General features: G+C 72.8%; 21 protein-coding genes. 15 read left to right on the forward strand and 6 right to left on the reverse strand.

Going from position 1 to position 22,793, the window contains the following annotated elements:
* Positions 1-32: 32 nt before the first annotated feature.
* Together xylB and xylA are read right to left on the reverse strand one after the other, a co-directional pair.
* Positions 33-1,502, reverse strand: a complete 1,470-nt coding sequence (xylB, locus tag DEJ22_RS03310; RefSeq protein ID WP_111226596.1) for a xylulokinase — start codon at positions 1,500-1,502, stop codon at positions 33-35.
* Positions 1,499-2,689, reverse strand: a complete 1,191-nt coding sequence (xylA, locus tag DEJ22_RS03315; RefSeq protein WP_111226595.1) for a xylose isomerase — start codon at positions 2,687-2,689, stop codon at positions 1,499-1,501. Before xylA ends, xylB begins: the two co-directional genes overlap by 4 nt.
* 97 nt (positions 2,690-2,786) lie before the next feature.
* Between xylA and DEJ22_RS03320 the strand changes: the two genes are divergently transcribed.
* The 11 genes from DEJ22_RS03320 to DEJ22_RS03370 all read left to right on the forward strand — a co-directional run bounded on the left by DEJ22_RS03320 (position 2,787) and on the right by DEJ22_RS03370 (position 14,892).
* Entirely contained in the window at positions 2,787-3,983 is a 1,197-nt protein-coding gene (locus DEJ22_RS03320; protein WP_258379574.1) for a Gfo/Idh/MocA family protein, read from the forward strand.
* Positions 3,980-4,678, forward strand: coding sequence for a ThuA domain-containing protein (locus DEJ22_RS03325; RefSeq protein ID WP_111226594.1), 699 nt, complete (start codon positions 3,980-3,982; stop codon positions 4,676-4,678). The genes DEJ22_RS03320 and DEJ22_RS03325 overlap by 4 nt, the downstream gene beginning before the upstream one ends.
* Positions 4,663-5,775 carry a Gfo/Idh/MocA family protein gene (locus DEJ22_RS03330; protein WP_258379573.1) on the forward strand — a complete coding sequence of 371 codons (1,113 nt, stop codon included), beginning with the start codon at positions 4,663-4,665 and terminating at the stop codon, positions 5,773-5,775. Before DEJ22_RS03325 ends, DEJ22_RS03330 begins: the two co-directional genes overlap by 16 nt.
* 59 nt (positions 5,776-5,834) lie before the next feature.
* Positions 5,835-6,884, forward strand: a complete 1,050-nt coding sequence (locus DEJ22_RS03335; protein ID WP_111226593.1) for a sugar phosphate isomerase/epimerase family protein — start codon at positions 5,835-5,837, stop codon at positions 6,882-6,884.
* A 208-nt stretch (positions 6,885-7,092) separates the two neighbouring features.
* Positions 7,093-8,349, forward strand: a complete 1,257-nt coding sequence (locus tag DEJ22_RS03340; RefSeq protein ID WP_111226592.1) for an ROK family transcriptional regulator — start codon at positions 7,093-7,095, stop codon at positions 8,347-8,349.
* Positions 8,346-9,392, forward strand: coding sequence for an NAD(P)-dependent alcohol dehydrogenase (locus DEJ22_RS03345; protein WP_111226591.1), 1,047 nt, complete (start codon positions 8,346-8,348; stop codon positions 9,390-9,392). Before DEJ22_RS03340 ends, DEJ22_RS03345 begins: the two co-directional genes overlap by 4 nt.
* 283 nt (positions 9,393-9,675) lie before the next feature.
* Positions 9,676-11,055, forward strand: coding sequence for an MFS transporter (locus DEJ22_RS03350; protein ID WP_111226589.1), 1,380 nt, complete (start codon positions 9,676-9,678; stop codon positions 11,053-11,055).
* 65 nt (positions 11,056-11,120) lie between these two features.
* Entirely contained in the window at positions 11,121-12,548 is a 1,428-nt protein-coding gene (gene glmU, locus DEJ22_RS03355; protein WP_111226588.1) for a bifunctional UDP-N-acetylglucosamine diphosphorylase/glucosamine-1-phosphate N-acetyltransferase GlmU, read from the forward strand.
* 55 nt (positions 12,549-12,603) lie between these two features.
* Positions 12,604-13,581, forward strand: a complete 978-nt coding sequence (locus DEJ22_RS03360) for a ribose-phosphate diphosphokinase (protein ID WP_111226587.1) — start codon at positions 12,604-12,606, stop codon at positions 13,579-13,581.
* A gap of 46 nt (positions 13,582-13,627) precedes the next feature.
* Entirely contained in the window at positions 13,628-14,413 is a 786-nt protein-coding gene (locus tag DEJ22_RS03365) for a putative protein N(5)-glutamine methyltransferase (RefSeq protein WP_111226586.1), read from the forward strand.
* Between the two features lie 26 nt (positions 14,414-14,439).
* A complete protein-coding gene (locus DEJ22_RS03370) occupies positions 14,440-14,892 on the forward strand; it encodes a GNAT family N-acetyltransferase (RefSeq protein WP_111226585.1) in 453 nt (150 codons plus the stop codon).
* Here DEJ22_RS03370 and DEJ22_RS03375 read toward each other — a convergent pair.
* A complete protein-coding gene (locus tag DEJ22_RS03375; protein ID WP_111226923.1) occupies positions 14,879-16,480 on the reverse strand; it encodes a molybdopterin-dependent oxidoreductase in 1,602 nt (533 codons plus the stop codon). The two genes, DEJ22_RS03370 and DEJ22_RS03375, sit on opposite strands and share 14 nt — an antisense overlap.
* A gap of 226 nt (positions 16,481-16,706) precedes the next feature.
* Between DEJ22_RS03375 and DEJ22_RS03380 the strand changes: the two genes are divergently transcribed.
* Complete coding sequence (locus tag DEJ22_RS03380) at positions 16,707-17,333, forward strand: hypothetical protein (RefSeq protein WP_111226584.1); 627 nt, start codon at positions 16,707-16,709, stop codon at positions 17,331-17,333.
* A 104-nt stretch (positions 17,334-17,437) separates the two neighbouring features.
* On the opposite strand, the gene gnd is transcribed toward DEJ22_RS03380, so the two are convergent.
* Positions 17,438-18,910 carry an NADP-dependent phosphogluconate dehydrogenase gene (gene gnd / locus DEJ22_RS03385; protein ID WP_111226583.1) on the reverse strand — a complete coding sequence of 491 codons (1,473 nt, stop codon included), beginning with the start codon at positions 18,908-18,910 and terminating at the stop codon, positions 17,438-17,440.
* A 113-nt stretch (positions 18,911-19,023) separates the two neighbouring features.
* Between gnd and DEJ22_RS03390 the strand changes: the two genes are divergently transcribed.
* Positions 19,024-19,563, forward strand: a complete 540-nt coding sequence (locus DEJ22_RS03390; protein WP_111226582.1) for a gluconokinase — start codon at positions 19,024-19,026, stop codon at positions 19,561-19,563.
* On the opposite strand, the gene DEJ22_RS03395 is transcribed toward DEJ22_RS03390, so the two are convergent.
* Complete coding sequence (locus tag DEJ22_RS03395; RefSeq protein WP_258379572.1) at positions 19,550-19,795, reverse strand: SHOCT domain-containing protein; 246 nt, start codon at positions 19,793-19,795, stop codon at positions 19,550-19,552. The genes DEJ22_RS03390 and DEJ22_RS03395 overlap by 14 nt on opposite strands.
* Positions 19,796-20,011: 216 nt before the next feature.
* Between DEJ22_RS03395 and DEJ22_RS03400 the strand changes: the two genes are divergently transcribed.
* The gene (locus DEJ22_RS03400; protein ID WP_111226581.1) at positions 20,012-21,430 is read left to right on the forward strand and encodes a sensor histidine kinase; all 1,419 of its coding nucleotides are present in this window, start codon (positions 20,012-20,014) and stop codon (positions 21,428-21,430) included.
* A complete protein-coding gene (locus DEJ22_RS03405; RefSeq protein ID WP_258379571.1) occupies positions 21,427-22,110 on the forward strand; it encodes a response regulator transcription factor in 684 nt (227 codons plus the stop codon). The genes DEJ22_RS03400 and DEJ22_RS03405 overlap by 4 nt, the downstream gene beginning before the upstream one ends.
* On the opposite strand, the gene DEJ22_RS03410 is transcribed toward DEJ22_RS03405, so the two are convergent.
* Positions 22,111-22,749, reverse strand: coding sequence for a class I SAM-dependent methyltransferase (locus DEJ22_RS03410; RefSeq protein ID WP_258379570.1), 639 nt, complete (start codon positions 22,747-22,749; stop codon positions 22,111-22,113). It abuts the gene before it with no gap.
* Positions 22,750-22,793 lie beyond the last annotated feature (44 nt).

Below are 22,793 nucleotides of genomic sequence, written 5' to 3' on the forward strand. Positions count from 1 at the left end.
TCAGGTCCGCGGGTGTGGCGGTGCTCCGCGCGTCAGCGTGCGGCGGCGCGGTACTGCTCGAGCACCTGGGGGTGCGGGTCCGCGGGCACGACCGTCGCGGAGACCTCCCACGACGGCAGGCTCCCGGTCAGCACCCACGCGGCTTGCCGAGCGGCGCCCGACGCGACGTACTCGCCGGGCTCCGGGATCGACACGTCGCGGCCGAACACCTGCGCGGCGACGGCCCGGACGGCCTCGTTCCGCGCGGCGCCGCCGATGAGCAGCAGTCGCGACACGTGCACGCCGGTGTCCTCGACCGCGGCGAGCCCGTCGGCCAGGGCGCACAGCATGCCCTCGACGGCGGCGCGGGCGAGGTGAGCCCGGTCCGTCGTCGCGGGGGTCATGCCCACGAGCGACGCGGTCGCGTCCGGCCGGTTCGGGGTCCGCTCACCGACGAAGTACGGCACGAGCACGAGCCCGTCCGCTCCCGCCGGTGCCTGCAGTGCGAGCGTGCCGAGCTCGTCGTGGTCGACGGCGAGGAGTCCGCCGATCACCTCGAGCACGCGGGCCGCGTTGAGCGTCGTCACGATCGGGAGGCGCGACCCGGTCCCGTCGGCGAAGCCCGCCACGGTCCCGCTCGGGTCCGTCACCTCAGTGTCGGTGACCCCGAAGACCGTCCCGCTCGTGCCGAGGGACACCGCGACGTCGCCCGGGCCGAGCCCGAGGCCGAGCGCAGCGCCGGCGTTGTCGCCGAGGCCCGCGCCGACGACGAGTCCGGCACGGGCGACCGCGCCGCCCGGCAGGTCGACGTCAACGTCGAGCGTGCCCATCGCCTCGTCGGGAGCCACGACCCGCGGGACGACGACCGCGTCGTCGTCCCCGGTCTGAGCGGGACGCATCGGCTTCCCGAGCGCCTGCTCGAACAGCTCCGCGTCGTACTCCCGGCGCACCGGGTCCCAGTAGCCGGTGCCGCTGGCGTCCGAGCCGTCGGTCGCCAGGGCGTCGAGGTCGGGGCCGAGCGGACTCTCGTCGGCCGGGCCGTACCCGCGCAACCGCCACGACAGCCAGTCGTGGGGGAGCGCGACGGCGGCGACGCGCGCCGCGTTCTCGGGCTCGGCGTCGCGCAGCCACCGCAGCTTGGTGCCGGTGAACGATGCCACCGGGACCAGTCCCGTGCGGGCGACCCACGCCTCCCGGCCGAGCTCCTCGACCATCTGCGCGGCCGCGTCGGCGCTGCGGACGTCGTTCCAGAGGAGCGCGTCGCGGACCACGCGACCGTCGGCGTCGAGCGCGACCATGCCGTGCTGCTGCCCGGCGATCGCGACGGCGGCGACGTCGTCGAACCCGCCGGCGTCCGCGATCGCGGAGCCGAGCGCGTCCCACCAGTGGCGGGGGTCGACGGACGTGCCGTCCGGGTGGGACGCGCGCCCCTCCCGGACGACCGCACCGGTGCCTGCGTCACGGATGGTGACCTTGCAGGACTGGGTCGAGGAGTCGACCCCGGCGACGAGCTGCTGGCTCAACGAGCGCCCATGAGGTGCTCGATCGCGAGCTGCTGCAGGCGCACGAAGCCGAAGCCCTTGCCGCCGAAGTACGCGTCGGCGTCGAAGTCCTCGTACGCCGAGCGGTCGGCGAGGAAGTCGTCGTACGACTCACCGCTGTTCAGCGTCGGGGTGCTCAGCTCGTCGACCTTCGCGGCGGACAGGGCCTCCTGCACCTCGGGGTCGGCGCGGAACGCCTGCGCGCGCTCCTTGAGGAGCAGGTACATGCGCATGTTCGCCTTCGCCGAGTCCCAGACGCCCGTGATGTCCTCGGTGCGGCTCGGCTTGTAGTCGAAGTGACGGGGGCCGTCGTACGCCGGGCCACCCTGCGGGGCACCGTGCTCGAGCAGGTCGACGAGCGAGAACGCGTTCTGCAGGTCGCCGTGACCGAAGACGAGGTCCTGGTCGTACTTGATGCCGCGCTGCCCGTTGAGGTCGATGTGGAAGAGCTTGCCCTGGTAGAGCGCCTGGGCGATGCCGGCCGTGAAGTTCAGGCCCGCCATCTGCTCGTGGCCGACCTCGGGGTTGATGCCGAACAGCTCCGGGCGCTCGAGCGTCTCGGTGAAGGCGATCGCGTGGCCGAGGGTCGGCAGGAGGATGTCGCCGCGGGGCTCGTTCGGCTTCGGCTCGATGGCGAAGCGGATGTCGTAGCCCTTGTCGGTGACGTACTGGGCGAGCAGGTTGACGGCCTCGCGGTAGCGCTCGAGCGCTGCCTGCACGTCCTTGGCGGAGTCGTACTCGGAGCCCTCGCGGCCACCCCACATGACGAACGTCTTCGCGCCGAGCTCGGCCGCGAGGTCGAGGTTGCGGAGGACCTTGCGGAGCGCGAAGCGACGGACGTTCCGGTCGTTCGAGGTGAAGCCGCCGTCCTTGAAGACCGGCGCCGAGAACAGGTTCGTCGTGACCATCGGCACGATGATGCCGGTGGAGTCGAGCGCACCCTTGAGGCGGTCGATCTGCGCCTGGCGCTCGGCGTCGGTCGAGCCGAAGGCGAACAGGTCGTCGTCGTGGAAGGTCAGGCCGTAGGCGCCGAGCTCGTCGAGCTTCTCGACCGCCTCGACCACGTCCAGCGCGGGACGGGTCGGGCCGCCGAACGGGTCGGAGCCGTTGTAGCCGATGGTCCAGAGACCGAAGGAGAACTTGTCGTCGCGGGTGGGCGTCGTTGCCATGGTGGATCACCGTTCGTCGTCGAAACAAAATGTTGCCGCGCCCAACATAAGCGGTAGGGTGGATCCTGGCAACACCGGATCGCAAAGGAGCGAGTGGATGGCACAGGACGGACACGGACCGGGACGACTGCGCGTCGCCATGGTCGGGCACGGCTTCATGGGAGCGGCGCACTCCCAGGCGTGGCGGACCGCCCCGCGGTTCTTCGACCTCGGCGTCGAACCCGAGATGGCCGTGGTCGTCGGCCGCGACGCCGAGCGCACCGAGGCCGCGCGTGCGAAGTACGGCTGGCAGGCCGCATCGACCGACTGGCGGCAGGTCGTGGCCGACCCCGACATCGACGTCGTCGACGTGGTGTCGCCCGGGTCCTCGCACGTCGAGGTCGCGATCGCCGCACTCGAGGCCGGCAAGCACGTCCTCTGCGAGAAGCCCCTCGCCAACACCGTGGACGAGGCCGAGGCGATGACCGCCGCCGCCGAGGCCGCCGCCGCTCGCGGCGTCCGCGCGATGGTCGGCTTCAGCTACCGCCGCGTCCCGGCGATCGCGTTCGCCCGCCAGCTGGTCGCGGACGGGAGGATCGGGACCGTCCGCCAGGTCCGCGCGCTCTACCTGCAGGACTGGTTGGCCGACGAGGACGGCCCGATGACGTGGCGCCTGGACAAGGCGCTCGCCGGCTCCGGCTCGCTCGGTGACATCGGTGCGCACGCGATCGACCTCGTCGAGCACGTCACCGGCGCACAGCTGTCCACCGTGTCCGGCACGCTCGAGACCTTCGTGCACGAGCGCCCGCTGATGGCCGAGGGCGTCGGGCTCTCCGGCACCGCGTCGAGCGAGCGCGGGCAGGTCACCGTCGACGACGCCGCGTTCTTCCTCGGTCGGCTCACCGGTGGCGCTGCCGAGGGCGCGATCGGCTCCTTCGAGGCCACGCGCTACGCGACCGGCCGGAAGAACGGCCTGACGCTCGAGGTCAGCGGGTCCGAGGGGGCGATCCAGTTCGACCTCGAGTCGATGAACGAGCTGCGGTTGTACGAGTCGTCCGCGCCCGCGGGGGAGCAGGGCTTCCGCCGCATCCTCGTGACCGAGCCCGAGCACCCGTGGATGGCCGCGTGGTGGCCGACCGGGCACCTCATCGGGTACGAGCACACCTTCAGCCACCAGGTCGCCGACTTCGTGCAGGCGATCGTCGCCGGCACCGACCCGCAACCGTCGTTCGCGGCCGGCCTGCACGTGCAGCGCGTCCTCGACGCGGTCGAGCGCAGCGCCGCCGACGGCAGCGCCTGGACGGTGATCCGATGACCGGCGGGAAGAACGCCCTCGTCGTCCGCGGTGGCTGGGACGGGCACATGCCCGTCGAGACCACCGACCTGTTCGTCCCGTTCCTCCGCGACAACGGCTTCGACGTCCGCGTCGAAGAAGGCACCGCCGTGTACGCCGACGAGTCGGCCATGGCCGACGTCGACCTCATCGTCCAGGTCGTGACGATGTCGACCATCGCGGACGACGAGTTCGCCGGGCTGCAGAAGGCGGTGCTCGGCGGCGCCGGCCTGGCCGGCTGGCACGGCGGGATCGCGGACGCGTTCCGGAACACCGCCGACTACCTGCACATGATCGGCGGGCAGTTCGCGCACCACGCGGGCAAGCACCCGTCGGAGCGCACCGGCGAGCAGTCCGACAACTACATCCCGTACACGGTGCACATCACCGACGCGGGGCACGAGCACCCGATCACGCAGGGCATCGAGGACTTCGACCTCGTGACCGAGCAGTACTGGGTGCTCTCCGACGAGTACAACGACGTGCTGGCGACGACGACGCAGGAGGCCCGGGACTTCGACGCCTGGAACCGCCCGGTCACCGCGCCCGCGATCTGGACCCGGCAGTGGGGGCAGGGGCGCGTGTTCGTCTCGGCGCCCGGGCACCGGCTCGAGGTCGTCGCGTCGCAGCCGCTCCGCACGATCATCGAGAGGGGACTCCTGTGGGCAGCCCGGTGAACGACCGACCGTTGCGGGTTGGGGTCGTCGGCGTCGGCGTCATCAGCCAGCAGTACTTCGAGCACTTCCCGGCGCTGCCCGGGCTCGAGCTCACCGCCGTCGCGGACATCGACGTCGACCGGGCGCGTGCCGTGGGCGAGACCCAGGGCGTGCGGGGGACGAGCGTCGACGAGCTCATCGCCGCGGACGACGTCGACGTCGTGCTCAACCTGACGATCCCGGCCGCGCACGCCGAGATCGCCACGCGGGCACTCGAGGCCGGCAAGCACGTGTACGGCGAGAAGCCGCTGGCGATGTCGACGGCCGAGGCGCAGCCCGTGCTCGACCTCTCCCGCCGCGCGGGCCTACGGGTCGGCAGCGCGCCGGACACCGTGCTCGGGACCGGGATCCAGACCGCCCGCCAGGCGCTCGACAGCGGTGCGATCGGCACCCCGGTCGGGGCCGCGGTGTCGTGGTCGGCACCCGGGCACGAGCTGTGGCACCCGGCGCCCGCGTTCTACTACCAGCCCGGCGGCGGCCCGCTGCTCGACATGGGGCCGTACTACCTGACGAGCCTCGTGTCGTTCTTCGGCCCGGTCGTCCGGGTCAGCGGTGCCTCGACCCGGTCCGACCGCGAGCGGACCATCGGGACGGGGCCGGCGGCAGGCAGCCCGCTCCGGGTCGACATCGACACGCACGTCGTCGCCGTGCTCGAGCACGCGAACGGCGTCGTCTCGACGGTCACGGTGTCGTTCGAGGTCTGGGCGACCCGGGCGCCGCTGTTCGAGGTGTACGGGACCGCGGGCTCGCTCGGCGTGCCCGACCCGAACCGGTTCTCCGACACGGTCTCGATCGCCGACGCCTCGACCCGCGAGTGGCGCGACCTGCCGACGAGCGCCGGGTACGAGGACGCCGGACGCGGCTACGGCCTCGCCGACATGGCACACGCGATCGCGACGGACCGCCCGCACCGGGCGTCGGGGGACCTCGCGTTCCACGTGCTCGAGGTGATGGAGGCCGTCTCCACCGCGGCCCGCGAGCACACGGTGGTCGAGGTCCGTTCGCGCGTCGAGCGCCCCGACACCGTGCCGGCAGGCGCCACACCCGGGTCCTGGTGAGCCAGACTCGGCAGCAGCACGACCCGACACGACACGACAGGCGAGGAAGGACGACGACGATGACGACGACGGACGGAACCGGCGAGACCGAGGTGCGCCGCGCCTCCAGGCCGGTCACGCTGTTCACCGGGCAGTGGGCGGACCTGCCCTTCGAGGAGGTCGCACGCCTGGCGGGCGAGTGGGGCTACGACGGGCTGGAGATCGCCTGTTGGGGTGACCACCTGGACGTCCGACGCGCCGCGACGGACCCGGAGTACGTGGCGGACCGGAAGGCGGTCCTCGAGCGGAACGGGCTGCAGGTCTGGACGATCGCGAACCACCTGACCGGGCAGGCCGTGTGCGACGACCCGATCGACCAGCGGCACGAGGACATCCTCGCACCGCACGTGTGGGGCGACGGCGACCCCGAGGGTGTCCGGCAGCGGGCGGCCGAGGAACTGCAGTGGACCGCCCGTGCGGCCGCGGCGCTCGGGGTGTCGACCGTCACCGGCTTCTCGGGGTCCTCGATCTGGAAGACCGTCGCCGGGTTCCCGCCGGTGCCGCCGGCGATGATCGAGGCCGGGTACCAGGACTTCCACGACCGCTGGTCGCCGATCCTCGACGTGTTCGAGGAGGTCGGCGTGCGCTTCGCGCTCGAGGTGCACCCGTCCGAGATCGCCTACGACTACTGGACGGCTGCGCGGGCACTGGAGGTGTTCCGGGACCGGCCGTCGTTCGGGTTCAACTTCGACCCGTCGCACTTCGTGTGGCAGGACCTCGACCCCGCCGCGTTCCTGCTCGACTTCGCCGACCGGGTGTACCACGTGCACTGCAAGGAGTCGGTCAAGCAGCTCGACGGCCGCAACGGTCGACTCGGCTCCCACCTGCCGTGGGGCGACCCCCGCCGTGGGTGGGACTTCGTGTCCGCGGGGCACGGCGACGTGCCGTGGGAGCGGGTGTTCCGCGTGCTCAACCACATCGGGTACGACGGACCGACGAGCGTCGAGTGGGAGGACGCCGGCATGGACCGACTCGTCGGCGGCCCGGAGGCGCTGGCCTTCGTCCGGAAGCTCGGCACGATCGCGCCGCCCGACGCGGCCTTCGACGCCGCGTTCTCCCGCTCGCGCTGAGCGCGCGCGCTGACCGGCGCCCACGCCGGCGCCCGCGCCCGCGACCGCGTCTGCGCCCGCGCGAGCCCCGCGCTTCCGGGCGTGCCGGGCCGGAACGGGCGTACCTGGCCTTCCGGAATCGCCGGGTACGCCCGGTCCCGCCTCCCATCGCAGGCGTTCTGGGAAACTCCGTACGCCCCGAACCCACCACCCACCACGAGGAGGACCCATGGCCCGCACGGCCACGACCACGCCCGGCAACGTCGCGCGCGTCCTCCGCATCGTGCACGAGGGCGGTCCGGTCACCCGCGCCGAGCTCACCCGTCGGACAGGGCTGAACCGCTCGACGGTCCTGGCGCTCGTCGGGGAACTCGTCGAGCAGGGGCTCGTGCACGAGGAGCTCCCGGGCGCCGGTGCGGAACGTCCTGCCGGGGTCGGTCGGCCGAGCGCCGTCGTCCGGGCGTCGAGCGACGTCGTGGCCGCCGCGGTGACCGTCGAGATCGATGCCGTCGCGGTGGCCCTCGTCGCGCTCGACGGCACCGTGCGCGACCGCCTCGTCGAGCGCCAGCCCAGCGTCCCCGGTGCGGCCGCCGCGATCGACGCCGTCGCCCGCGTCCTCGGCACGCTGACGGAGCGCGCCGATCCGGCACTGCGGCTCGTCGGTGTCGGTGTCGCCGTGCCGGGCATCGTCCGGGTCGAGGACGGGGTCGTCCGCGACGCACCGCACCTCGGCTGGCGCGACGAGCCCTTCGCCGGGCCGCTCGCCGAGCGCCTCGGCCTGCCGGTGCGTGCGGCGAACGACGCGAACCTCGGCGCCTGGGCCGAGCGGCTCTACGGCAGTGCTCGTGGTGTCGACGACCTGGTGTACCTGAACGGTGGCGCGAGCGGCATCGGTGGCGGGATCGTCAGCGCCGGCCGACCGTTCAGCGGTGCCGACGGGTACGCGGGTGAGCTCGGCCACACCTTCGTCGCCGCGAACGGCATCCGTTGCCACTGCGGTGCGGTGGGGTGTCTGGAGACCGAGGCCTCCCGAGGGGCGCTGACCACCGTCACCGGCACGGCGCCCGACGACCTCGACGCCCTCGCCGCCGCGCTCGCCGAGGGTCGCGACGACGTGGAGCGGGTCGTGGACCGGCAGGTGACCGCGCTCGCCACCGCGTTGCGGAACGCGATCCACACCGTCGACCCTCAGGTCGTCGTGCTCGGCGGGTTCCTCGGGGTGCTGCTCGGGCACGTCGGGGACCGCGTCGAGGACGACGTCCGTGCGCAGACGATGGCGGCGATGACGGACCGGCTCCGCATCGTGCCGGCGGAGCTCGGACGTGACGTCCTGGTACGCGGAGCCGCCGAGCTCGGGTTCGCCGACCTGCTCCGCGACGGAGCACTCCCGACCACGACCGGCGCGGCCGTCACGACTGTCGCGACCGACCCCGACCACACCACAGCCGACCGCGACGACGCGGTCGAGGAAGCGAGATCCGCATGAGCACCACCCCCGACACCCAGCGCGCGAGCGTCCTGCTCGGCACCGAGGACCTGACGATCGAGGACCGCCCGGTCCCCGAGGTCGCCCCCGGCGACGTGCTCGTCCGCGTCGCCGCCGTCGGCGTGTGCGGTTCCGACGTGCACTACTACCGCCACGGCCGCATCGGCGACTTCGTCGTCGAGGAGCCCCTGGTCCTCGGCCACGAGCTCTCCGGCACGATCGCCGCCGTCGGCGAGGGCGTCGACCCCGCCCGGGTCGGCGAGCGCGTCGCCGTCGAGCCCCAGCGTCCCTGCCACCGCTGCGCGCAGTGCCTGGCCGGCCGCTACAACCTCTGCCCGCACATGCGCTTCTACGCGACGCCCCCGGTGGACGGCGCCTTCGCGGAGTACGTCACCATCGAGGCCGAGTTCGCGCACACCCTGCCCGACACCGTGTCCTTCGAGGCCGGCGCACTGCTCGAGCCGCTCTCGGTGGGCATCGCCGCGGCGCGCAAGGCCGGCATCGTCCCCGGCTCCAGCGTCCTCATCGCCGGTGCCGGACCGATCGGCGTCATCTGCGCCCAGGTCGCCCGCGCGTTCGGCGCGACGCGCGTGGTCGTCAGCGACCTCGTCCCCGAGCGCCGGGAGCGCGCGCTGTCCTTCGGCGCGACCGAGGTCGTCGACCCCGTCGCCGTCGACGTCACGTCGGACATCGTGCCGGTGGACGCGTTCATCGACGCCAGCGGTGCACCCCGTGCCGTGTCGGACGGCATCAAGGCGGTCGGACCGGCCGGTGCCGCGGTGCTCGTCGGGCTCGGCAACTCCGAGATGGTGCTGCCCGTCGAGCACATCCAGAACCTCGAGGTGACGGTCACCGGCATCTTCCGGTACACGAACACGTGGCCGGTCGCGATCGGTCTGGTCGCGTCGGGCCAGGTCGACCTCGACGCGCTCGTCACCGGACGCTTCGGGCTCGACGAGGTCCGCGAGGCCCTCGAGAGCGACACCGACCCGGCCTCGCTCAAGTCGGTCGTCTACCCGAACGGGGTCCCCGCCGGCGAGTGACCACGCGCGCTGACGTGGGCGACGTGGGTCGCGCCCGTCGGGCGACCGATCGACGGACGGGAGGCGCGGTGCCGGCCCCGCCCTCCCTCGCAGGCTCGGTCGGCGCGCCCCGCGCGACGCTGCGCGTCGCCGCCGAGCGGGGCGCGTCCGTCCGTCGCGTGGTCGTGCCAGCGGCCCGCCACCACGGCGCGCACGGTCGTGTCGATCCCGGCCGGACCGGGGCTGCGCGCGCCCGACGGAACGGCGCCACCGCCCCGACACCGCGACGCGCTACGGTTCGGCCATGACCGCGACACCGGCGGCGGCAGTGCCGCAGCGCACCGACCGGCGGGCACTCGTGTCCTGGGCGCTCTGGGACTGGGGGTCCGCGGCGTTCACCGCCGTGGTCACCACGTTCGTCTTCAGCACGTACCTGGCGAGCCGGGCGTTCGTCGACCCGCAGTTGGTCGCGGCCGAGGGCTCGTCGACCGCCGCTGCGCGTGCGGTGGAGCGGGAGCTCGCGCACAACGCCGCCACCGTCTCGACGGCGCTGACCCTCGCGGGCATCGTCGTCGCGCTCGTCGCACCCGCGGTGGGCCGACTGGCCGACTCGTCCGGACACCGCCGACGGTCCGTGCTCATCGGCACGATCGGCGTCGCCCTGTCGATCGGTGCGATGGTGTTCGTCGCCCCGCAGCAGCCGTACCTGGTGCTCGGCGCGGCGCTGCTCGGCATCGGGACCATCGCCTACGAGGTCGCGACCGTCGGCTACAACGCCATGCTCGGGCAGGTGGCGTCCGGGCCGCAGACGGGCCGGGTCTCGGCGATCGGCTGGGCGGCCGGCTACTTCGGTGGGATCGTGCTGCTCGTCGTCCTGCTCCTGCTCTGCATCCAGGACTTCGGCACCCCGGGGGTCGCCGGGCTCCTGCAGCTCCCGTCCACCGTGGCGGCCGGGTCCTGGGACGTCCGCGTCGCGATCGGCATCGCCGCGGTGTGGCTCGCGGTCAGTTCGGTCCCGCTCTTCCTGACCGTGCCCGAGGCCGCACCGGACCGGTCGCGCACCGGCGGGCTGCTCGGGGCCTACCGCGACCTCGGGCGGCACGTCGCGCGGCTGTGGCGGGAGCGCCGCAACGTGCTGGTCTTCCTGCTCGCGAGTGCCGTGTTCCGCGACGGCGTCGGCGCGGTGTTCACGTTCGGCGGCATCGTCGCCGCGCAGGTGTTCGGGTTCAGCCCGTCGCAGGTCATCCTCTTCGCGATCGCGGCCAACGTGGTGGCCGGTGTCGCGACGTTCGCCTCCGGGCGGCTCGACGACCGCTTCGGCTCGCGGGCGGTCATCACGGTCTCGCTCGTCGGGCTCGCGCTCACCGGCATCGGGGTGTTCCTCATCGGGAACGCGACCGCCGGGTTCTGGGTGCTCGGGCTCACGCTGGCGATCTTCGTCGGACCGGTGCAGTCATCGTCGCGGGCGTACCTGGCGCGGCTCGCCACGCCGGGACGGGAGGGCGAGCTGTTCGGGCTCTACGCCACGACCGGGCGGGCGGCGTCGTTCCTCGCGCCGGCGCTCTTCGGCATCGCCGTGACGATCGGGGGCTCGACGCGGTTCGGGATCATCGGTGTGGTCGTGGTCCTCGTCGCGGGCCTCGTGCTCATGGCCTTCGTCAAGCGGGAGTCCGCGGCGGCGTAGCCGTGGCGGTGCGCACCGGTACGCGCCCGCGCACCCGCTCGGACCGCATGCGCCAGGATGGGTGCATGACCGACCAGCGGATCGCCGTCGTCGTCCTCGCCGCCGGGCAGGGCACGCGCATGAAGTCGTCCACCCCGAAGGTGCTGCACCGCCTCGCCGGCCTGCCCCTCGTCGCGCACGTGCTGCGGACGGCCGCCTCGCTCGAGCCCGAGCACGTCGCCGTGGTCGTGCGGCACGAGCGGGACCGGGTCGCCGCCGAGGTCGCCGAGCGCGCCCCCGAGGCGATCGTGGTCGACCAGGACGACGTCCCCGGCACCGGTCGTGCGGTCGAGGTCGCCGTGCAGGCGCTGCCCGCCGACTTCGACGGCACGGTCGTGGTGCTCTCCGGCGACGTCCCGCTGCTCGACGCCGTGTCGCTCCGCGCCCTGGTGAACGCCCACGTGGGCAACGCCGTGACCCTGGTCAGCGCGATCGCCGACGACCCGACCGGTCTCGGCCGCGTGGTCCGCGACGCGTCCGGCGCCTTCGTCGGCATCGTCGAGCACAAGGACGCCACCGACGAGCAGCGCACCATCACCGAGTACAACGCCGGCATCTACGCCTTCGACGTCACGCAGCTGCGTGCCGTCCTGCCGTCGCTCACCACCGCGAACGCGCAGGGCGAGAAGTACATCACCGACGCGCCGGCACTCGTGATCGAACGGGGCGGCGCGGTCGACGTCGTGACGCTCACCGACCCCTGGCTCGTGGCCGGCATCAACGACCGCGCGCAGCTCGCCGACGCCGCCCGCGAGCTGAACGCCCGCATCGTCCGCCGCCACCAGGTCGCCGGCGTCGCCGTGCAGGACCCGGCCACCACCTGGATCGACCTCGACGTCACCATCGAGGCGGACGCCGAGATCCTCCCCGGCACGCAGCTCGTCGGCGCCACGGCCATCGCCGCCGGCGCCGTGGTCGGGCCGGACACCACGCTGCGCGACACCGAGGTCGGTGCCGGCGCGGTGGTGAACCGGGTGGACGCGACCCTCGCCGTCATCGGGGACGGCGCCTCGGTCGGTCCCTTCGCCTACCTGCGACCGGGCACGATCCTGGGCGAGCGGGGCAAGATCGGCACGTTCGTCGAGACGAAGAACGCCGTCATCGGCCGCGGCAGCAAGGTGCCGCACCTGTCCTACATCGGTGACGCCGAGGTCGGCGAGGACTCGAACATCGGCGCGAACACCATCACCGCGAACTACGACGGCGTGCACAAGCACCGCACCGAGGTCGGTTCGCACGTCCGCACCGGCTCGCACAACGTGTTCGTCGCCCCGGTTAGGATTGGGGACGGGGCGTACACCGGCGCGGGTACGACCGTCCGCAAGGACGTACCGGCCGGGTCGCTGGCGATCAGCTACGCCCCGCAGCGCAACACCGACGGATGGGTCGAGGAACACCGGCCCGGTTCGCCGGCGGCCGAGGCGGCTCGGCGCGCGCACGGCGAACAGATCTGACGGCGGTCGGGTCGAACAACGAGGCCCCGAGCGGGTCAGGGAGTGAGCACCGCACTTGTCCGGAATCAAGACGACCGGCCAGAAACGACTCGTCCTCGTGTCGGGTCGGGCCCACCCGGAGCTCTCGGCACAGATCGCCGAGGAGCTCGGTGTGGACCTGGTCCCCACCGACGCACGGACCTTTGCGAACGGTGAGCTCTACGCCCGCTTCGACGAGTCCGTGCGCGGCTGCGACGCCTTCGTCATCCAGTCGCACACCGCGCCGATCAACGAGTGGCTCATGGAGCAGCTCATCATAGTCGACGCCCTGAAGCGTGCCTCGGCGAAGCGCATCACCGTCGTGGCGCCGTTCTACCCGTACGCGCGCCAGGACAAGAAGGGCCGCGGCCGCGAGCCGATCTCGGCCCGACTCGTCGCCGACCTCTTCAAGGCGGCAGGCGCGCACCGCATCATGAGCGTCGACCTGCACGCCGCACAGATCCAGGGCTTCTTCGACGGGCCGGTCGACCACCTGTTCGCCATGCCCGTCCTGCTCGAGCGCTTCCAGCAGATCCTCGACCCGGAGACCCTGACCGTCGTGTCGCCCGACATGGGCCGTGTGCGCGTCGCCGACATCTGGTCCGAGAAGCTCGGCGCGCCGCTCGCGATCATCCACAAGCGCCGCGACCCGCTCGTCCCGAACCAGGTCTCCGTGCACGAGATCGTCGGTGACGTCTCCGGCCGCGTGTGCCTGCTCGTCGACGACCTCATCGACACCGGGCGGACCATCGCGAAGGCGGCTGAGGCGCTCAAGGCCAACGGCGCGACCGGTGTCGTCGTCGCGGCGACCCACGCGGTGTTCTCCGACCCGGCCACCGAGCTCCTGCAGAGCGAGTTCATCGACCGCGTCGTCGTCACCGACACGCTGCCGCTGCCCGAGGAGAAGCGCTGGGACCGTCTCGAGGTCCTGCCGATCGCCCCGCTCATCGCCCGAGCGATCCACGAGGTGTTCGACGACGGGTCGGTCACGTCGATGTTCGACGGTGCTGCGTAGCCGGACCGGTCGCCCGTCGGGCGTGACCCGGCAGGCGGGCTGAGCCGTGCCTCCCGTCCACCCGGCGCGCGCCGCCCTGGCTGCTCGTCTGCGATCCGCGGGCAGTGTGTTCGCCGAGGACGAGGCGGACCTGCTGCTCGAGGCGGGCGACGGTGACCCCGTGAAGCTGCGCGGCCTGGTGCAGCGCCGGCTCGCCGGCGAGCCGCTCGAGGTCGTGCTCGGCTGGGCCGCGTTCGACGGGCACCGCGTCCGGGTCGCACCGGGCGTGTTCGTCCCGCGCACCCGGACCACGGTCGTCGTCGAGCAGGCTGCGCGACGTCTGCAGCGCTACGACCGGGTCGTCGACCTGTGCTGCGGGGTCGGCGCGATCTCGGTGGCGTTGCTCGGCCGCGTCGGTGCGCTCGACCTGGTCGCCGCCGACATCGACCCGGACGCCGTCGACGTCGCGGCGGAGAACATCGGCGACCGGGGCATCGTCGTCCTGGGTGACCTCTTCGCACCGCTGCCCGAGCGGTTCCGCGGCGTGGTCGACGTCATCGCGGTGAACGCGCCGTACGTGCCGTCGGACGCGCTGGCGACCATGCCGACCGAGGCGCGGGAGCACGAGCGGCTCGTCGCGTTGGACGGTGGACCGGACGGGCTCGACGTGCACCGTCGCGTGGCCTCGGGAGCGGGGGAGTGGCTGTGCCCGGGCGGCGCGGTCGTCATCGAGGTGTCGTCGGCGCAGGCGCCGGTGTCCGCTGCGGCGTTCGAGGGTGCCGGGTTCATCGTGACCGTGGAGTCCGACGAGCAGGTCGAGGGCTCCTGCATCGTCGCGGAGCTGCCCGCCTGACGCCCGGGCCGCGGTACCGTCACGGCGTGGAGTACTCGTTCGCACCACCGACCGCAGCGGAGTTCCAGGCCCTGTACGACGAGACCGGCTGGGGTGCGTGGGACCTCGAACGGTTCGACCGGGCACTGGCCGGCAGCTGGGTGGTGTGCAGCGCGCGGGACGACTCGGGTCGTCTGGTCGGGGTCGGACGCCTGATCAGCGACGGCGCCCTGCACGCCTTCGTGACCGAGATGATCGTGTCGGAAGCCGCTCGTGGCCAGGGCATCGGCGGTGCGGTGCTCGCGCGGCTCGTCGACGAGTCGCGACGCCGTGGGGTCGAGGACGTGCAGCTCTTCGCTGCTCGGGGCCGTGCGCCCTTCTACGAGCAGCGTGGCTTCGCGCGTCGGCACGAGGACGGACCGGGCATGGACCTCGTCACGGACGTCGGGACATCCGACACCGGCGGCGACGGCGACGGCGACGGGGTCAGCGGGCGCTGACCTGCACCGTGTGCCACCCGGTCGCCCCGTTCGGTGCCGGAGGACGCTCGACGCTCGTCTGCACCTGGCCGTCGGCGCTGACCGCCCGGACCCGGATCGTGTGCGGGCCCGCGTCCGGCGTCCAGCGGTACACCCACTGCCGCCAGGTGTCGGCCGAGACGGAGTCCGCGAGCGCGGCTTCCTGCCATGCGCCGTCGTCGATGCGGACCTGCACGGCCTTCACCCCGGTGTGCGGCTGCCATGCGACACCGGCGACGGCGACCGGCTCTCCGGCGGTCAGCGAGGCACCGCCGCGTGGGGTGTCGATGCGCGACTCCAGCTTCACCGGCCCGCGCTCGGACCAGCCTCGGGGCGTCCAGTAGCCCTGCGCGTCCGCGAAGCGGGTGACCTCGAGCTCGGTCACCCACTTCGTCGCGGAGACGTACCCGAACAGCCCGGGGACCACCATCCGCACCGGGAACCCGTGCTCGGCCGGGAGCGGTTCGCCGTTCATGCCGACCGCGAGCAGCGCGGCCGTGCCCTCGTCCTGCAGCACGTCGAGCGGCGTGCCGGCGGAGAACCCGTCGATGCTGCGGGACAGCACCATGTCGGCGCCGTCCTGCACCCCCGCACGCGCGAGCAGGTCGCGGATCGGGTAGCCCAGCCACAGTGCGTTGCCGATCAGGTCACCGCCGACCTCGTTCGACACGCAGCTGAGCGTGGCCATGTGCTCCTGCAGCGGGAGTGCGAGCAGCTCGTCCCAGGTCAGTTCGACCTCGCGGTCGACCGCGCCGTGGATGCGGAGCGACCAGTCGGCGGGGTCGACGGACGGAACCCGCAGCGCCGTGTCGATCCGGTAGAAGTCGGCATTCGGGGTGACGTAGGGCGTGAGCCCGTCGACGTCGAGGGACGCGCCCGCAGGGACGGCCGGCGCCGTCGTCGCCGCGCGGGGCAGTCGGACGGCCCGCCGTGCGGCTGCGGCGGCCTGCACCGCTGCCGTGCCGGCCCGCGACGCTCCTCCCACGACGATCGCCGCCACGGTGGTCGTCGCGCTCCAGACGAGGAAGGCGCGCCGCTCGGTCGCAGCGGGGCGGGGCGACGCCGACGGTACGGCCGCCGCGGCCTCCCACCGACGGAGCCGGCGCAGGAGCACGCGGAGCACGACGATCGCGGCCGTGATGCCGAGGACGGTCGGCGCTCCGTCCCACGTGCCGCTGCCGGAGCGGGTGCTGACGGCGACCAGCGCGAGGAGCGCACCGATGGCGAGCAGGAGCACGCCGAACGGCGGCCGGGCCCGTTCGAGCACCCCCGCGCCGGCACTCACCGCACCCGTGATGACGGCCATGAGCACGAAGAGTGCGATCTTGTCCCCGGTACCGAAGAGTCCGACCATCAGGTCCTTCGCCGCAGGTGGAGCGAGGTCGATCACTGCGGACCCGACGGCCACCAGCGGGCTGCCCGCGCCGCCGAGCAGCAGCGCTCCGAACTCGGCGACCGCCAGGAACGCGGCGACCGCGATCACGCCGCAGACGGCCGCGAGCAGGGCCGGGCGCCGGACGGGTGTCGGGGCCGGTGCCTGCTCGGTGGTCGGTGCCGCTGTCGTGCTCACCCGTGCAGCGTAGGTCGACACCCCCGCGGATGCGCTGACAGGCGGAAGGCGGTGGACGGCCTTCGCTCGCTGGATGCTGTGCAGGAGTCGTCACCGCGGCGGGTTCGTCGACCGTTCACTGCTCCGGGACAGCGGCGCCGACCGGAGCCGTGCGAGGATCAGGAGCGTGTTGGACCGACCAGACCGCGTGCCGCGCCGCCGGCGCACGCACCGGAGGCGGACACAGGTGAGCGCTGGTCACCGGTTCGCGGTCGTGCGGTGGAGCATCGTCGGTGTCTGGACCGCGCTCGTCGTCAGCCGCATCGTGGTCGTGACGGCAGCACCGCAGACCGACCTGACGTTCTTCGGCGTCGCCGAGCTCGTCGCGATCTCCTCGGGCGTGGTCGGGGTCGTCGTCGCCGTCGTCCGTGCCCGGGCCATCCGTCGTCGTCGTGCCGACGAAGCGCTCGCACTGGCGATCCGACGCATCGACCCCACCGTCTGGTTGGTCCCGGCGGCACCGACGCCGGAACTGCGCCAGGACGTGCAGCGTGCCCGGCCTGAGGTCACCCTGGGTGAGCGGGTGACCTGGGCGTTCGGCGCCACCGAGGCATCGCTCTGGGAGCTCGAGGAGCGTCGCGCGACGCGGCTGCTCGTGATCCGCTGGAGCCGGATGGTGCACGTCGGGGTCGAGGACGTCCTGGGGGAGCGGAACGCGGGTGCCGTTGCCATGCACTACGTCCGGCCGGACGACACCGCTGCCGTCGCGACGTTCTTCGTCCGCTCGTCACCCGGATCTGGACGGCTGCTCGGGCGGGGGCTCCGACTCGATCGGCTCGTCGCCGATCTCGCGCGGGAGCGCATCGTCGCCTGACCTGCCGGGCAGTGACCGCCCACCCTCGCATGCGCCAGCGGGCGCGGTGGCCGCAGCGTGCGCAGCAGGCCCCGTCGTCCGACGGGGCCTGCTGCGTGGTCGGGTCAGTGCGTGGAGGGTTCCTGCTCGACCTCGCGGCGCCCGTCCTCGGACCACAGGGTGTGGAAGGTGCCGTCCTTGTCGACGCGCTGGTACGTGTGCGCGCCGAAGAAGTCCCGCTGACCCTGGATCAGCGATGCCGGCAGCCGGTCCGACGCGAGTGAGTCGAAGTACGCCAGCGCGGACGAGAACCCGGGGGCGGGGATGCCCGACGCGGCAGCGATGCCGACGATGCGACGCCAGGCTGCTTCACCCTCGGCGACGGCGTCCGCGAAGTACGGGTCGACCAGCAGGCTCTCGAGCGCGGGGTTCTTGTCGTACGCCTCGACGATGCGATTGAGGAACTGGGCACGGATGATGCAGCCGCCGCGCCAGATCTTCGCGACCGCGCCGAGGTCGATGTCCCAGTCGTACTCCTTCGCCCCGGCGATGATGAGGTCGAAGCCCTGCGCGTACGCGACCACCTTCGACGCGTAGAGCGCGGCGCGGACGTCGTCCTCGAACGTGTCGGGGACGTCGACCACGTCCGGTCGGCTCTGCACCGAGCGCTGCACAGCGGCGCGCTGCGACGGCTTCGAGGACACCGCGCGGGCGAAGACCGCTTCACCGATGCCGGAGACGGGGATGCCGAGTCCGACCGCGTTCTGCACGGTCCACACGCCCGTGCCCTTGGACCCGGCCTCGTCGCGGATGACGTCGACGAGCGGCTTGCCGGTGTCGGCGTCCTGCTGCTTGAGGACCTCGCCGGTGATCTCGATCAGGTAGGACTCGAGGTCACCCTCGTTCCACTGCTCGTAGATCTGCACGAGCTCGTCGACCGAGTGCCCGCCGGCGCGGCGCAGCAGGTCGTAGGACTCGGCGATCAACTGCATGTCCGCGTACTCGATGCCGTTGTGGACCATCTTGACGAAGTGGCCCGCGCCGTCGGTGCCGATGTGGGTCACGCACGGTTCGCCCTCGGCGACCGCGGCGATCGACTTCAGGATCGGCCCGAGGGTCTCCCACGCCTCGTCCGAGCCGCCGGGCATGATCGACGGGCCCTTGAGTGCGCCCTCCTCGCCGCCGGAGATGCCCGTGCCGACGAAGTTCAGCCCCTTCTCGCGCAGGTCGTGCTCGCGGCGGATGGTGTCGTGGAAGTTGGCGTTGCCGCCGTCGACGATGATGTCGCCCTCCTCGAACCGCTCGGCGAGCTGCTCGATGACGGCATCGGTGCCCTTGCCGGCCTGCACCATGATGATCGCGGTGCGCGGCTTCGACAGGGACGCGACGAAGCCGTCGATGTCCTCGGACGCGATGAACCCCATGTCGCCGTGCTCGTCGAGGAGCTCCTGGGTGCGTGCGTAGGTGCGGTTGTAGACCGCGACTGTGTTGCCCTCGCGCGAGGCGAGGTTGCGGGCCAGGTTCGACCCCATCACGGCCAGGCCGACCACACCGATGTTCGCCGTGCCGCCGTCGTCGTGCTGCTCGTTGTCCGCCACCTGAGTCTCCTTCGTCCTGACGTGTCGAGGCCCACGGTACGACCGACACCTTGGGTCGGCACAGGCCTTTCGGCAACTGGGGACGGGAAGCGGACGACCCGTACTGTGGAGGGATGACCGACCGCGACGTCCTCCCGCCCGTGCTCGTGATGGGGGTCTCCGGCTCCGGCAAGTCCACGATCGGCCAGGCACTGGCCGACGCGCTCGCCGAGCAGGGCCGGCCGAGCACGTTCGTGGACGCCGACGACCTGCACCCGGCCGCCAACAAGGAGAAGATGCGCCATGGCACGCCCCTGACCGACGAGGACCGCTGGCCCTGGTTGGACGCGTGCGCGGCCCGGATCGCCGAGGTGCAGGCGTCGGGCCACCGGTGCGTGATGGCGAACTCCGCGCTGAAGCGGGTGTACCGCGACCGGCTCCGCAGCGCGGCGCCCGACCTGGTGATCGCGTTCCTCGACGGGTCGTACGAGCTCATCGCCGATCGTCAGGCGCACCGCCACCACGAGTACATGCCGTCGTCGCTGCTCGACTCGCAGTTCGCGACCCTCGAGCGGCCGCAGCCCGACGAGACCGCCGTCGCGGTGTCGATCGAGGGATCGGTCGACGACACCGTGGCGACGATCACGTCGGCGCTGTCGGTCACTTCCGGCTGAGCTCCGCGAGACGCGAGCGGTACTCGTCCGCCTCGATGTCGCCACGCGCGAAGCGGTCGGCGAGGACTGCCCGGGCGTCGGACCGTGCACGCCAGCTGCCGCGGCGCAGGACACCGAACACCACGGCGACCGCCAGGAGCACGAGCAGGAAGAACGCCGGGAACAGGAAGAAGGGCGGGCCGCCGTGCCCGTACGGGCCGGCGGCGGCGATGGTCGAGAGAGCGGTGTGCACGATGGCCTCCTGGGCGGGTCGCGTCGCCCGGTCGGGCGACCGTCCCAGCGTCCGGCCTGGAGGCGCGTCCCGCGTCCACCACGGAGGCCGACTCCGGCCTGCTCCCGCGGCAGTACCGTCGCCCTTCCTGCACAGCCGGCTACTCCCCGGGGAGTAGTCCACAGCTCCTGCCACGGCCCGACGCCGTGGCATCGGGGCAACCCTAGGCTCGGACACATGCACCGCACTCCCACCGCCTCCGCCGAGGCGACCGGCGACCAGCGAGACGGCGTCCGCCGCTTCGCCCGGTTCGGTCGGGTGCTGCCGGTCGCACTGGTGCAGATCGTCGGGACACTGCTCGCGGCACGCTTCCCGACCGGTGCGTCGGACGCCGCCGCCGGCTCTCGCGGCGGCCCGCCCTGGGCGTCCCACGTCCTGGGTTCCTCGATCATGGACCCCGCGCACCCGGGTCCGCTCGCGATCGTGCTGCTCGTCACCGGAGTGGTCGTCCTGTCCTGGCGCTGGCGGTGGCCGACGGGGGTCCTCGCCGTGACGCTCGTCACGACGATCGGCTACGCCCTGCTGGTCAGTCCGCGGGGGCCGTTCGTGGCCGCGCTGACGATGGCCGCGGTGAACGCGTGGCTCAGCGGAAGCCGGGCCGCGGCGGGCGTCGCGCTCGGGCTGGCGGTCGCGGTGCTGCCGACCGCCGACGGGTTCCTCGGCCGTGCGCCGGATCGGAACCTCGACGCGGTCTTCCTGGCCGTCGCGTGGGCAGCCGTGACGCTGTCGGTCGCCGAGCTCGTCCGGGTCCGTCTCGAGCGCGTCGCCGAACGACGGCGCCGACGGGCCGCTGCGGAGCAGGAACGTGCGCGTGACGAGCGCGTGCGCATCGCCCGGGAACTCCACGACTCCGTCGCGCACAGCATGTCGCTCATCAACCTGCAGGCGGGCGTCGCGCTCCACCTGGGGTCCGAGCTCCCCGAACAGACGCGCGGCTCACTCGCGGACATCCGTGACACGAGCCGCGAGGCCCTGGTCGAGCTCAGGACCATCCTCGGTGTCCTCCGATCGGTCGACGGACCTCAGGACCTCGACGCCGCCGGGACGGACGGACCGAGGAACGAACCGCCCGGTGGTGGAGTGCCCGACGTCGGCTCCACTGGCAGTGCGGCGGAGCCGAGCTCCGCTGACCGCAACTCCGTCCCCGGCCTCGACCGCCTGGCGGACCTCGTCGAGCGGGCACGCGCAGCCGGGGTCGACGTCACCGCGCGGGTCGACGGCGACCTCGCGCTGCTGGACCGGACCAGCGACCGAACGGCCTTCCGCATCGTGCAGGAGTCGGTGACGAACGTGATGAAGCACGGTCCCGCGCACCGGGCGCGCATCGCGGTGCGGGTCGGACCGGACGTCCTCGAGCTGTCCGTGGAGGACGCCCCGTCCCCGGACCACGACGCCACCGACGTCCTGACCGCGCCGCTGCTCGGGCCGTCGGGCAACGGCCTCATCGGGATGCGCGAGCGGGCCTCGGCGGTCGGCGGCACCCTCTCGGCCGGGCCCACGTCGGACGGGGGCTGGCGAGTGACCGCTCGGCTACCGAACACCGCGAGCGCCTCCGGACCGACGCCCCGTCCGGCCGAGATCGAGGAGCCGTCGTGACGACCAGCGACGACAGCATCCGCGTCGTCCTCGTGGACGACCAGGTGCTCATCCGTGCCGGGCTCCGCGCCCTGATCGACGCCGAACCGGGGATGACGGTGGTTGGCGAGGCCGGCGACGGCGACGAGGCCGTCGCGACCGTGCGACGAGAGCACCCCGACGTCGTCCTGATGGACATCCGCATGCCGGGGACGGACGGACTCGTCGCGACGCAGCGCATCTCGGCTGACCCGGACCTCGACGGCGTGCACGTGGTGATCCTCACGACCTTCGAGGAGGACTCGTACGTGTTCGAGGCGATCCGCGGCGGTGCGGCCGGGTTCCTCGTGAAGGACACCGAGCCCGCCGAACTCCTGCGCGCCGTCCGCACCGTGCACGCCGGCGAGTCGCTGCTCTCGCCGGGACCGACGCGATCCCTGGTCGCCGCGTACGCGACGCACGCGAAGCCGTCCGCACTGGCCCCGGCCCTCGACGTGCTCACCGAACGCGAGCGACAGGTGATGCAACTCGTCGCCCTCGGCCTCACCAACACGGAGATCGCCGAACGGCTCTTCGTCAGTCCGATGACCACGAAGACGCACGTCTCGCGCGCCATGATCAAGCTCGGTGCCCGCGACCGCGCGCAGCTGGTGGTCTTCGCGTACGAGACCGGACTGGTCACACCAGGGTGGCAGCCGTGATCACGCTCGGTACGCGACGACGGCCGCGTGTGGGCGCGCTCCGTCGTCGGTCCGTCGGTGCACGGCGTCGACCGCGAAGCCCGCGTCCTCCAGCACAGCGACCATCCGCTCGACGGGCCAGTGGTGGGCGGTCGTCACCGCGTGGTCGAACGACTCGAGCGTCGGACCCTCGAAGAACCCGACGAGGAGCCCGCCGCCGGGGGCCAGGACGCGGTGGACCTCGGTGAGCGCGGCCAGCACCCGGTCTGGATGGTGGTGCACGAGGGAGTACCAGGAGAGGACACCGCCGACACCACCGTCGGGCAGTCCGGTCACTTCCATCGTCCCGGACCGGAAGTCGACCTCCGGAGCGGCAGCACGAGCGAGCTCGACGAACCGCGGGACGGGCTCGACACCGATGACGCTGTGGCCACGGCGATGAAGGTGCGCGGTCCAGTGTCCGGGGCCACAGCCGACGTCGAGCAGCGGCCCGGGCGTCGCGTCCGCCCACGCCTCGACGAGGGCCCGGTCCTCGGGGTGCACGGCGCCCATCGACCCGAGGACCTCGGCGTACTCGTCCGCCCGGTCGTCGTAGGCCGCGACGACACGGTCGACGTCGTCCGCTGGTCCGCTCGGGGCGCTCGCCGGGGGCTGTTCCACGGCTCGACGCTACCGACGGCCTCCGACCTGCCGCCACCGCCCGA

The sequence above is a fragment of the Curtobacterium sp. MCSS17_007 genome (assembly GCF_003234175.2).
Lineage (GTDB): Bacteria > Actinomycetota > Actinomycetes > Actinomycetales > Microbacteriaceae > Curtobacterium.

What these genes read in the sequence shown, in the direction of transcription:
- DEJ22_RS03390 (WP_111226582.1), top strand. Translation starts at nt 19,024, where the DNA reads ATGACCGACCGCGACGTCCTCCCGCCCGTGCTCGTGATGGGGGTCTCC.
- DEJ22_RS03325 (WP_111226594.1), top strand. Translation starts at nt 3,980, where the DNA reads ATGACCGGCGGGAAGAACGCCCTCGTCGTCCGCGGTGGCTGGGACGGG.
- DEJ22_RS03335 (WP_111226593.1), top strand. Translation starts at nt 5,835, where the DNA reads ATGACGACGACGGACGGAACCGGCGAGACCGAGGTGCGCCGCGCCTCC.
- xylA (WP_111226595.1), bottom strand. Translation starts at nt 2,689, where the DNA reads ATGGCAACGACGCCCACCCGCGACGACAAGTTCTCCTTCGGTCTCTGG.
- DEJ22_RS03345 (WP_111226591.1), top strand. Translation starts at nt 8,346, where the DNA reads ATGAGCACCACCCCCGACACCCAGCGCGCGAGCGTCCTGCTCGGCACC.
- DEJ22_RS03340 (WP_111226592.1), top strand. Translation starts at nt 7,093, where the DNA reads ATGGCCCGCACGGCCACGACCACGCCCGGCAACGTCGCGCGCGTCCTC.
- glmU (WP_111226588.1), top strand. Translation starts at nt 11,121, where the DNA reads ATGACCGACCAGCGGATCGCCGTCGTCGTCCTCGCCGCCGGGCAGGGC.
- DEJ22_RS03400 (WP_111226581.1), top strand. Translation starts at nt 20,012, where the DNA reads ATGCACCGCACTCCCACCGCCTCCGCCGAGGCGACCGGCGACCAGCGA.
- DEJ22_RS03350 (WP_111226589.1), top strand. Translation starts at nt 9,676, where the DNA reads ATGACCGCGACACCGGCGGCGGCAGTGCCGCAGCGCACCGACCGGCGG.
- DEJ22_RS03320 (WP_258379574.1), top strand. Translation starts at nt 2,787, where the DNA reads ATGGCACAGGACGGACACGGACCGGGACGACTGCGCGTCGCCATGGTC.